General features: G+C 54.0%; 11 protein-coding genes and 1 pseudogene. All 12 read right to left on the bottom strand.

Annotation, left to right across the window (positions count from 1 at the left end; translation table 11 throughout):
• The coding region (locus F3G95_RS13860) for a hypothetical protein (RefSeq protein ID WP_188117562.1) at positions 1–724 on the bottom strand (724 nt) is incomplete at its 3' end.
• The gene (locus F3G95_RS13530) at positions 652–999 is read right to left on the bottom strand and encodes a TnpV protein (protein ID WP_112115038.1); all 348 of its coding nucleotides are present in this window, start codon (positions 997–999) and stop codon (positions 652–654) included. The genes F3G95_RS13860 and F3G95_RS13530, both read right to left, overlap by 73 nt.
• 858 nt (positions 1,000–1,857) lie before the next feature.
• Positions 1,858–2,385, bottom strand: coding sequence for a flavodoxin family protein (locus tag F3G95_RS13520; RefSeq protein WP_112115039.1), 528 nt, complete (start codon positions 2,383–2,385; stop codon positions 1,858–1,860).
• A gap of 47 nt (positions 2,386–2,432) precedes the next feature.
• On the bottom strand, positions 2,433–2,807 hold the full coding sequence (locus tag F3G95_RS13515; protein ID WP_149795358.1) for an MmcQ/YjbR family DNA-binding protein: 375 nt from the start codon (positions 2,805–2,807) through the stop codon (positions 2,433–2,435).
• 138 nt (positions 2,808–2,945) lie between these two features.
• Complete coding sequence (locus F3G95_RS13510; RefSeq protein ID WP_149795357.1) at positions 2,946–3,149, bottom strand: transposon-transfer assisting family protein; 204 nt, start codon at positions 3,147–3,149, stop codon at positions 2,946–2,948.
• A complete protein-coding gene (locus F3G95_RS13505; protein ID WP_149795356.1) occupies positions 3,139–3,654 on the bottom strand; it encodes a YodL domain-containing protein in 516 nt (171 codons plus the stop codon). Before F3G95_RS13505 ends, F3G95_RS13510 begins: the two co-directional genes overlap by 11 nt.
• Positions 3,655–3,662: 8 nt before the next feature.
• Positions 3,663–4,550 (bottom strand): LPD16 domain-containing protein, encoded by an 888-nt coding sequence (locus F3G95_RS13500; RefSeq protein ID WP_149795355.1) that lies wholly within the window; start codon positions 4,548–4,550, stop codon positions 3,663–3,665.
• Entirely contained in the window at positions 4,550–6,628 is a 2,079-nt protein-coding gene (locus F3G95_RS13495) for a DNA topoisomerase 3 (RefSeq protein ID WP_347562917.1), read from the bottom strand. Before F3G95_RS13495 ends, F3G95_RS13500 begins: the two co-directional genes overlap by 1 nt.
• 55 nt (positions 6,629–6,683) lie before the next feature.
• Positions 6,684–7,418 (bottom strand): DUF4366 domain-containing protein, encoded by a 735-nt coding sequence (locus tag F3G95_RS13490; RefSeq protein WP_149795354.1) that lies wholly within the window; start codon positions 7,416–7,418, stop codon positions 6,684–6,686.
• On the bottom strand, positions 7,402–7,674 hold the full coding sequence (locus F3G95_RS13485) for a DUF4315 family protein (RefSeq protein ID WP_015536499.1): 273 nt from the start codon (positions 7,672–7,674) through the stop codon (positions 7,402–7,404). Before F3G95_RS13485 ends, F3G95_RS13490 begins: the two co-directional genes overlap by 17 nt.
• 12 nt (positions 7,675–7,686) lie before the next feature.
• Complete coding sequence (locus F3G95_RS13480; RefSeq protein ID WP_149795353.1) at positions 7,687–9,420, bottom strand: C40 family peptidase; 1,734 nt, start codon at positions 9,418–9,420, stop codon at positions 7,687–7,689.
• Positions 9,417–10,352 (bottom strand): annotated as a pseudogene (locus F3G95_RS13475) (conjugal transfer protein TraE); the annotation flags it as partial. The pseudogene F3G95_RS13475 and the gene F3G95_RS13480, both read right to left, overlap by 4 nt.
• Positions 10,353–10,438 lie beyond the last annotated feature (86 nt).

The raw sequence follows: 10,438 nt of genomic DNA, 5'->3' as shown, positions 1-10,438 counted from the left end.
TTTCTGCCTGCTCCAGCATTTCATCCACACGCTGGCTAGGTTCATTCTGCCGCAGACCGTCCTCGAATTGTCGTTTGTTGATAACTTCGTTATCCCACGACTGTCCGTGTGCGCTAGTGTCGATGCGAACATCCGTTTCGCCGATATAGCCAATGGTGCCCTCGATGGTTCCAGTGGGCAAATCAACCATTACATCGTCACCGACTTTGTAGCCGTTTTCTTTCTGTACAGTGGTACACTGCTCCTTTTCTTCATCCGTCAGGTAGCGGTCGGACTGGATCATCAGGTCGATATACTTTTCCACCTGCGCCCATTTCAGGGTGATTTTCTGGTGGTCTGGGTAATGGTCAAATTCCAGTCCCTTCCAGTCGTGGTTCACAAAACCCCGGCTTCCGTCCAGAAAATCGTGGGAGTGCCCACCAATGCCGTACTCCTTTGCCAGTGCTTTGGCACGGAGTTTGCGGTCAGGCTGGGTCTGGTACAGCGCCATAATGCGCTGTTTGCCGCCTGCAAACCCTGAACCATGCCGCCGCAGCTCGTTCTCAATTTCAGCCTGCGACAAAACAAAAGCGGAGGGCGTTTTTTCGCTCTCCGCTCGGTCGATTTTTTCGATTTGCTGGGCTTCGGTGGGGATGTTCGCATCCAGAAAACTTAGCTGTAGATCAGCTCCGTCATCACCAGTTCCTCTGCCTGCGTTTTCAGGCTGTTCATGTGCTGCACCCACATCAGTTGATTCTGCGCTTTGTCCGGGGCTGGGTCCTGCTTCAGAAGCTGCTCCATGGTCTGTTGCATCCGGCTCTCTGCCGTCTGCTCCAGTTCCATCAGATGCGGGTACAGCGTCCCGTTCAGGAGCATCGAATTGTACAGTACCGGGCGATACTGCTTCAGGTAATTCCGGCGCATCCTGCCGTACTTGCCCAGCGGGGTCTTCGGCTGGCTGAGGGTCAGGTTCGGGAGCTGGTAATCCCCGATCTTCGTGTAATTCAGACTGCTGCTCATATTCTTCCATCCTTTCTATGTTTCGGCGGCGGGTCGTGGTTTTCACAGTCCGCTCGATTTTGCGTAAGACCTCGCGGCTGATGTCGCTGGTAGCGGCACCCAGCGCATAGACTGCATCGGGTGTGGAAAAGGTGTGGATGGCCTGAAAGTCATCCTTGTCAAAGTAGCCTTCCGGTTCAAACCCGCATCGTTCTAATAGAGTGTAGGTGACGCTCATTGTCGCAGCGGCCTTGAACTGAAGTTCCTTTCCACTACTATCATAATCATCAAAGAAAGAGCCGTCAACGATGTTGAGGATGTCGCCGCTGTTGTTGTCCCAATAATCGTTCACCAGCTTCTCCGCAATATTTACGAGCTGCTGGCTGAGCCGTTCATGGCTGATGCCGTATTCTGCGGTCAGCATCTCAGACACCGGCTTGAAAAGGTCGTCATTCATTTCCCATCGTTCCGGGTCGCGAGAATTGCGCCGTACTCCGGTGTCCGACACATCAAACACATAGTGCAGACGCGGGTATCCGCTGGATTCGTCCAACAGGGCGATGCCCTTGGAGCCACGCCGGACATACCGGTTCATGCGGTTGTTCCAGATGTCGTAATCGGCGCAGGCTGTGGCATCGGGTCGCTGAGCGTAGATCATCAACTGGTCGGGAAAGCTGTACTTGTACAGCCGGGATGCTGTGGTCAGATAGTCCGTCCAGCTTTCCCAGTACCGCGTCAAGCCGTTTGCCGTGCGCTGGGCAAGAGCAAGATATTCTTCGGTTTTGCTAGACATTGTTGCCTCCTTCCGGTTTTGAGCATAAAAATAGCGGGCAACCGTTTTATGATTGCCCGCAGGGATGTAATATTATTTTTCAAAAATCAGAGCGATTCGCCCAGTCTGATAACCGCGGCCAGATTGGGAGCGGTCGTCATGCTGCCCTTGGTTTCCATGTTCGGAACTGTGATGATGCCCATATCCTCCCACTTCAGATAGGAGGTCATAGCCTTATACTGTGCGATGGCTGCATCGAACACATGGTCGGCACCGGCATCCAGCAGCAGGGCGGTCTTGTGGAAGTGGAAGCCTACACTGCCGCCGGCATACAGACGGTCAATGACGGTTTTCATCTGTGCGGTAATGTCGAACCAGTAGATGGGCGATGCGAACACCACCATGTCGGCATCCACCAGAGCCTCAAAGACCTTGCCCATATCATCTTTCTGGACGCATTCGCCCTTGTGTGCCCAGCAGTATTTGCAGCCCAGACAGCCACGGATGTTCATGGGTGCTACATCCAGAATGCTGACCTCATTCTGGTTCTTGCGGGCGGCTTCTGCAAAAGCCTGTGTCATAATCTCCGTGTTGCCGCCTTTGCGGGGACTACCGTTCAAAACTACGATTTTCATTTCAGATACTCTCCATTCTGTATGTTGATTGCACGGACAGAATACTGTCAGTGCTTCTTACGAATTTTTGACGCAGTAGCAGTGTAGCTCATGTCCAGCAACATTTTCAGCTTGTCAGCATCAGCTTTGTTGTCCAGTGAAACCGTGATCCAGCTATCTTTGTTCATGTGGTAGGCAGGAAAGAAACCGGGTTCACTGCGCAGTGAGCCAATCAGAAGTGGGTCGCATTTGAGATTCACCACATCCAGTAGTTCGTCACCGGGTAATCCCAGCCTGCTCCTTGGAATGTCCATAATCAAGGCAAACCATTTCTGATTGTTGCTGTGCCGGAAGACTGCAAAATTGGGATTCTTCATCCACGGGTAATCCGGCTCAACGCTATATTGTTCAAGAATAAATTGCATAAATCCTGCACGATTCATGGCGAAGACCTTTCAATCTGCACGTTGCCATTCGGCAATTATCGTTAGCAGATATAAACTTTTGCTTGTTGAGCCAATTATACCACACTGCCAACCATAGAGAAAGAGGATATGTACGCCGCCCGCAGGCGGCAAAAATCAGTCCAGAGGAAATTCGACCTCGGCAAACTGCTCGTCGGTCATGAGTTTCAATTTTGCAATCACACTTTCAGACAGTTCCCGCAGGGCGATTTCGTCGGGCATCAGGTAGCACTGCATGAGCCGCAGTTCGTGGATAAGCCCCAGCCGGGTGCCGGTGTTGTAGAGCATCATCAGCATCAGTTCTTCATGGTCAAAGTTCATGTCCATTCCTCGCTTTCCGGCAGACGGTGGGATTGCACTCCGGGGCATCGCACTTCTCTTTGAGATTCAGCAGCACCGAAGGACGTTCCGGCTGCTTGTCCAGAAACCCCTGTAAATCTTTGAAGCCGATGCTGTCCACATAATGCACAGACACCTCGCCATTGCGTTTGAGTGCGATCACATCGCTGACCGACAGGCTGTGCCCCTCAAAATCCTGCTGACGGGAGAGGTTGAACATCTGAAATAGTTCTTCCAAAATCTCGTTGTTCGGCACATCCTGCCACATGGCGGGCAAATCAGCATAGTAGGTGACCTCATAATGCTCCGGGTCTGGCGTTTTGCCACGACGATGCAGTTCCCGCATGGAAGCAAATCTTTCATCGAGGATTTTTTCGTCATGCCGCAACTGCATCACCATATAAACATCGCACCCTGCGTTCAGAAACTTCTGCGGGATGTCTGTCATGGGTTCACCGTCAAAATTCTGGTTCCATTTTTGCTGCATCGTCCACCTCACAGTTCCGGTGCAGAACGTGCAGAGGATTTTGGCGCAGACGTATCACTTGCCAGTTCTGCCAGCTTTTCCAGTGTGGAAGGGCGATGGTCTGCACTCAGTTCCTCGGCTTCCGCAACTTTATCCATGACTGCATCGTAGTCCTGCAGTAGCCGCCGGCCCTTTTCCATGTGGTGTGCTTCCAGAATCTGCTCACGGGCTTCCTGAATGATCAGTTCCGGGGCATCCAGCTGCCCACCGTCCATCACAGAATAATCGCTGTGGTAGAGGGTGTAATCCCATCCATCCTCACAGGACTGGATTGCAAGGTAGCCTTTGCCGCCCAGTTCCCACGCCGCCTGCTCGTCCTGTGTCTGAATCTCCGGGTAGAAGTCGGCATGGTTCCGCTCCATGACCTCGGCAAACTGGCAGATGTGGAACACATTGCCCAAACCGCCCACGTCAAAGTGGTAATCATCCAGATGCTCCACCCGTGCCGTAAAACTGCGCCCATCCGGGTAATCCACCTGAATCACGCCGCCATCTGGAATGCGATAGAGGTCATCATAGTGGCTGTTGATGAGACGAATATCCTTCGGCAGCGTTTCAGGCTCCCAGATGCGCCGTCTGCCGATACCAGCTTGCGGGATGTTTTCGAGGATCTTTACGCTTTCCTGTTGGATGACCTTGCGGTCATCGTCCGAAAGTTCAAACAGATACCAGTTCCGGGCGGCAGAAATGGCGTTCCTGCCATCGGGCGGCAGGTTCTTTTCCGAGATCTGCCCGCTTTCCAGCGGCTCACCAGTTACCTTGTTGTAGGTGGCAAAGCCGACGCCTGCACCGTTTTCCCGGAGGTGGAGATAGCGTTCATCGTTGATAAGGTAGACCGCTTCTTTTTTCTGCTCCATCAGCACCCACCTTCAAATTCCAGAGAAAACTTGCTGCGGCCATCGGCTTCACAGGACAGCAGCACGGTGGCATTGTAGGTCTTGCCCTTGGCACTCTTGCAGTCCTTCAAGCGGACACGACCATCCCGCAGCAGCTTGTCCGCCACATGAGCGTCCAGCCGCTTGCCCAGACGCTTGAAGAACGCATTGTCCTTCCACAGGACAAAACGGCACTCCCGGTTCTCGCAGAACCAGCCTTTTTCACGCTCCACGACAGGCTTACCACAGTTCGGGCAGACACCAATAATCTTGCTTTTCATAAGTGCATTCGCTCCTTTTTTCATTTCCGTGTTCTTTACCAGTTCGGTAATCATCGTATTGATCTCGGTCATAAATTCGCTCGGCTCCATTTCGCCACGTTCGATTTGCAGCAGCTTTGTTTCCCAGTCAGCTGTCATATCCGCAGACTGGATTTCTTCGGGCATCACAGTGATGAGGGCTTTGCCTTTGTCGGTGGGCAGCAGCACCTTGGTTTTCTTGGTACCCTTGCGCTCCAGAAAGCCCTTCTGCACCAGCTTTTCAATGGTGGCTGCTCTGGTTGCCGGAGTACCGACACCCTGACGCTCCACGCCCTCCGGCATACTATCCGCACCCGCTGCCTGCATAGCTGACAGGAGAGTATCTTCGGTGAAATGCTTCGGTGGGGACGTCTGACCCTCTTTCAGTTCGGCACCGGCAACGCTGCACTGGCTCTGCTCTTGCGCATCTGGCAGAACAACTGCTTCCTTTTGCTTGCCCAGAAGTTCTCCCAGCATTTTTCGTTCCATGGCTTTCCATCCGTCGGACAGCACCAACTTGCCTTTTGCGGAGAATTCCTCTCCGGCGCAGATGGTGATAATCGAGGTTTCTGCATAGCGGTGCGGTTCACCTACGGCGCAGAGTAGCCGTGCAGCAATCAGCCGCAGAATCTTCCACTCCCCGGCAGGGAGTGCGGCAAGGTCTGCGTTTGCCATGCTTTTCGTGGGCAGCAGCGCATGATGGTCGGTGACTTTGCTGCCATTGATGACCTGCTGCACATGGATGGGAATCGGCTCCTCCACGGCAAACGCCCTGCCCGTGTCCGTCACCAGTCCCGGAAGGGAAGCCGCCATATCCTCCGTCAAAAACCGGCTGTCCGTGCGGGGGTAGGTGATAAGCCGCTTTTCGTAAAGGCTTTGGGCATAATCCAAGGTCTGCTGTGCCGTAAATCCCAGCAGACGGTTGGCATCCCGCTGCAATGCAGTAAGGTCATAGAGCTGCGGCGGGCTTTCGGATTTCTCCTTGCGTTCCATCTTCTGCACCGTGACACGCCCCTCCTTTCGGCATTTGGAAAGCAGCAGTTCGGCATCCGCTTTCTGGGCAAACCGCTTGCTGGATGCGGTGCCGCCGTCCGCAAGGGTCAGGGCAACCGTGTAGAATTTCTCCGGCACAAAGGCGGCGATGGCGGCTTCCCTCACCACGGTCATAGCGAGCACCGGGGTCATAACACGCCCCACCGCCAAAGGCTGGTTGTACAGGCATGAAAAAAGCCGGGACGCATTGATGCCGACCATCCAGTCGGCACGTTCCCGGCAGAGTGCTGCGTTGTACAGCGCATCGTATTCAGTTGACGGCTTCAGGTGGGCGAACCCTTCTCGGATGGCATTTTCCTCCATGCTGGACAGCCACAGGCGGGAAAAAGGCTTTTTGCACCCTGCTTGCTGGTACACCAAGCGGAAAATCAGTTCTCCCTCGCGCCCTGCGTCGCAACTGTTCACGATGCTATCCACATCCGGGCGGTGCATCAGCTTTTGCAGGATGCCGAACTGCTTTTTGGTGCTGGCAGACACCAGATACTGCCACTTTTGCGGCAGGATGGGCAGATCTGCGATGCTCCACTTGGTGTACTTTTCGTCATAGACATTGGGCGGAGCCAGTTCCACCAGATGACCAACGCACCAGCTCACCAGATAGCCGTTGCCCTCAAGGTAGCCGTCCTGACGGCTGGTGGCACCGAGGACTTTGGCATAGGACATGGCGACGGACGGTTTCTCCGCCACGATCAATTTTGCGATAAGAATCCCTCCAATCTGTTTCGGATTGCAATATGTAAGGCGGCAAACGCCGCCAATAGAATTATTCTTCTGCGTTATCCTCCTCGCCGGTCTCCTCCGGCTCATCCTCCACAGGGATTTCAAAGTCGCCCTTGTCCTCAGTGTAGTTTGCATCGGGGTCAAGGGCTTCTTTTTCTGCCTGCTTTTTCTGCTTCTGCTTCATAAAGGTGTAAATGCCACCGCCAGCAACCAAACCGACCAGTGCCAGTACGCCTAAGAACGTAGCAGCATACTTCGTAACTTTGTTGCCACCAGTCTGTTCAGAACCGGATGCCGCCGCTTTTTCCGCAGCCTTTTTCGCATCCTCCTCGGCCTGTTTGCGCTCCTGTTCTGCCTGCGCCGCCGCTTCTTTTTCAGCGGTGTAGGCATCGGCATCTTCATCTTCCATCAGGGAAAGAAGGTCGGCTTCGTCCACAAGATTCATGAAATGAACGGTGTTTTCCCCCTTGTCGTTGCGGTCGATGACCAGATAGAATGTGTTGCCAGACTTCGACACCAGCGTGATGAACTGCTGGCCAGAGCCATCCGAATAACTGGTGTGGTAATCGTCCACCATCGTCAGATTGCCCTCCGGGGTCAGAGCACCGGTTTCCTCATCGGTCACGGTGACCACATCTTCTTCATCGGTGGTAGAAGTCAGGACGGGCTGTTCCACTTCCTCCACAGGCTCACCGCCATAGGCAAAAGCAGGAGCCGCCATGCCAGCGCACAGTGCCACCGACAACATCAGGGCACAGAACTTATTCATCATCTTCATTATCAGATTCCTCCTTGTTGAACGTAGCACCGACTGCGGACAGCGCAGCCGGGGTCGGGGTGGACGTTGCAGACTGGCGCAGCAGGGCGGCAAGCTGTTCCGGCGTGACCTTGGCGGTGCGCACCATCTCGTTGACCTCGGCAGCTTCTGCTTCCTGAATCCGCCGCTCAAGGCTTTCAATGCGAGTGTTGATCTTAATGCGACGCTCCCTTTCCTTTTCCAGAGAAGCGCGTAGTTTATCGAGTTTTTCGCTCATTTCTTCCTCCAATCATTTTGAAAGCCGTCCAAAACCGGACAGGTATTTCTGCCAGTAGGACGAGTGAATATCAGCATACTTTATGGGGTCTCCGGCAGACACCATCTTGCCGTTTCCAAGGTAGATGCCCACATGACTTTTCCCCGGCGTATCATACGTTCCTTCAAAGAAAACAAGGTCGCCGGGCTTTGCTTCGGCTTCGGAAATGTGCTGGCTCTTGTTCCACAGACCGTTGGCGGTGGTGCGCCCCACATTGTAGCCGTTCTGGTTGTAGACCCAGCAAACGTAGCCGGAGCAATCAAACCCGGTTTCCGGGGTAGAACCGCCCCAGACGTAGGGCGTGCCCACATACTTTTGCGCCTCCTTGTAGATAGCGGCAAACTCGCTGTCCGTCAGGGCTTCCGCAGGAACCTGATAGTCGATGCCGGGTGTGCCGGAGCCATCGGAGCCACCGGGCGGCAGACCGCCGTTGAACAGATAAGGCCGACCACCCAGCGTATCCTGAAAGATCTCATAGCGTTTCCACTGGTCGTTGTCCAGTTCCTCCCGGATATCCACTTCCAGCCCTTTATTCACCAATTTGGTGTGGAAGATGCGGTACTCATAAGGCACCTGTGTGGGAACTGGGATTCCTGCCGGACTGATGACCCAGACGGTCTTATACCGTATCTGCACCTCCACCCATGTGGTCAGCTTGTACTGCTTTTTGAAGGTCTCCTTCAACTTGCCCTGCACCTCTGACCGGGTGTAATCGTCATAGAGAGTCGTGAGAAAAGAGGTCAGCTGCCATGGGTCATGCTCGATGGGGTCAAGGTGATACTGGTACTCGTTATAGCCGGGGTGGTCGGTGGGGGTGCGCTTGATCTTTTTGTCCAGCTCCTTTTCCAGCTTCTTGTAGTCGGTTTCGGCTCCCCGGATGTCCCGGTCCTCTGCGGTGTAAATGGTCTGACCGGATACCTGCGTGGTGCCTGAAAACAGAATGGAACAGGACGAAAATGCCGACATGACCAGCAGCAAGAGCAAAAGAAAAACGCCCACGATCAAAAGAACGTGCGCGTTGCTTTTTGCAAAATTGGCAATGCCGTTGACTGTGGTACTGACCACCGATTTTCCTTTGTCGATGACCTGTTCCATGCCAGACTTCGCAGCAGTGGTGCCATTGGATACCGCTTTGCCGCCTGCGGTCTGTGCCGCTGTACCCGAATGGGCGGCGGCATAGTGACTTTTACGGATTTCTTGCCGCTGTTTCCAGCGTGAAAGCCAGTTGGAACTGCCCTCGCCGGTGCCGGATGCGCCTGCATCTTGTGCCGCAGGCGGCTTCTGCACGGAAGATTTTGCGGTTCGGACCCCTTTCTTGCCCTGCATCTTGGCTTTCTTTTTCAGCTTTCTGGCGTAACAGCTCTTGGAAATATCGTGGGTAGTCTCGGCAGCTTTTTCGCCCTCGCTTAAAGCCTGCGTGCCCCCATTATCGTCCTCGTACTGGTCAACCTCCCGATGCACCGCAGACCGGGCGGCAGCAGCGGCATACATAGCACGTTTCTGCTGCTTTGTCATGCGGGATGCCTCATCCGGGGTGATCTCGGCTTTGCCAAAACGCAGGTGCTGCGCCCTTTCCGCAGCCTTATCTGCATCGGTTTTCAGCTTTTTCTTTCTGGGCACCGACTGCTCCACCTTGGGTTTTTTCGGGGGAGAACGGGTCTTTTTTGCGGACGATTCCTCTTTGATGATCAGTTTCGGTTCACTCATTTCTGTGCGCCCTCCGAGATCTCGTTGAGCTTGGTCGTGAGGATGCGGTAAAGTTCAAGGTCTTTCGGGAAGTGGTCAACAAAGGGCAGGATCACGTTACCGAAAAACAGCAGCCCTTCACCTTCGCCGGAGTGGGTAACGTAGGAAAGCTGATGCGGGCTGATATTGAGCTGCTTTGCGAGGATTTGCCGATCACCGTTCGCCTGATTGAGCATATAAACGAAGTCCGAATTCTCAAAAATATTTGATACTTCGGGACTTGCCAGCAGATCTTTGACGTTCTGCGTTAGGGCTGTCGGGATGCCGCCCCACTTACGAAAACGCTTCCAAATTTCAACGCTGTACGCCGCAGTCTGTTCCTCTTTCAGCAAAAGGTGGAACTCGTCTGCATAGTACCGGGTGGATTTTCCGGCACTGCGGTTGGCTGTCACACGCCCCCACACGGCATCCTGCACGATGAGCATACCCAGCTTTTTGAGCTGCTTGCCCAGCTGCTTGATGTCAAAGCAGACGATGCGGTTATTGATATCTACGTTGGTGTGGTGATTGAAAATGTTCAAACTGCCCTTGACGTAGATTTCCAGCGCAGCCGCCACATGGCGGGCTTCCGGTTCGTCTTGCGTCAACAGTGCATTGTAGAGGTCTTCCAGCAGCGGCATATTTTCCGGGATGGGGTTCTCGAAATACTTGCGGTAGACCACATGGACGCAGCGGTCAATGACCGTCTTTTCCACCGGCTGCAAGCCCTCTTTGCCGCCGACCACCAGTTCGCACAGGGACAGCACAAAGTCGGCTTTCAAAGCCAACGGGTTGTCCTCCTCCGAGTAGTTGCTGTTGATGTCCATCGGGTTGATATACTGGGTGCTGGCAGGGCTGATGTGGATGACCTGCCCATGCAGACGCTCCACCAGCGGAGCGTAATCGGCTGGGTCAGCGGTGTTACCACCGCCTTCCCGCCTAAGAACCGTACGTGACAGTTTCCCGTCATACGGCTCAAGCATTTCATCACTTCTTCAAG

Origin of the sequence: Faecalibacterium sp. Marseille-P9312, assembly GCF_902497445.1 — a bacterium.
Lineage (GTDB): Bacteria > Bacillota > Clostridia > Oscillospirales > Ruminococcaceae > Faecalibacterium > Faecalibacterium longum.
Note: the sequence above shows the minus strand (reverse complement) of the source record. Positions and strands in the feature narration are given on the sequence as shown.